Raw genomic sequence first — 852 nt, forward strand, 5'->3', positions numbered from 1 at the left:
AACTGCTCACCCAGCGCGACCCCGGCATCGCCGGACTGCTCACCGAGGACATCACCTACGGCTACGACGCCATCGGCAAGCCCCAGCAGACACAGGGCCTCAGCGTGCTCGTCGGCGTCCAGGCGTACACCCCCTACGGCGAGATCGCGCAGCTGCGCTACGGCGCGTCGACCAACCCCGTGTGGTCGACCTACCGGTACGACGAGCTGACCCACCGGCTGAACGGGGCGCAGACCCAGCGGAGCCAGCCGGCCGGCACGGTCGACGACATCACCTACACCTACGACGGCTCGGGCAACCCGCTCTCGGTCACCGACAAGCAGTCCGAGAGCGGCAGCACCGTCACCGACACCCAGTGCTACCAGTACGACGCGCTGAACCGCCTCACCCAGGCGTGGACCGCGACCGCCGCCTGCCCGGCCGCCGGCACCGACCCGACCGCCGCCACCGTGGCCTCCGGGGCGACCGCCTACTGGCAGAGCTTCGCCTACGACGCCCTCGGCAACCGGACCACCTCCACCGACCACGCGGTCAACGGCCAGAGCGGCGACACCACCACCACCTACACCAACGGCTGCACCGGCAACGCCACCCAGTGCCCCAACGGGCCGCAACCGCACACCCTGACCCGGACCAGCACCACCGGTCCCGGCGGCACCAGCAGCACCGACTTCGTCTCCAACCAGATCGGAGCGACCACCAAGCGCACCCCCGGCAGCGGCACCGGACAGGTCCTCACCTGGACCCCCGAGGGCCGGGTGGACACCATCACCCAGGGCACCGCCGTCACCAAGTACGTCTACGACGCGGACGGCAACCAGCTGATCCGCCGCGACCTCGGCTCGGGCCAGA

General features: G+C 70.9%; 1 pseudogene. It reads left to right on the top strand.

Annotated elements, in window-relative coordinates:
- Nucleotides 1–852: pseudogene (locus ABD345_RS39975) on the top strand (hypothetical protein); the annotation flags it as partial.

Origin of the sequence: Kitasatospora saccharophila, from assembly GCF_039529925.1 — a bacterium.
Classification (GTDB): domain Bacteria; phylum Actinomycetota; class Actinomycetes; order Streptomycetales; family Streptomycetaceae; genus Kitasatospora; species Kitasatospora saccharophila.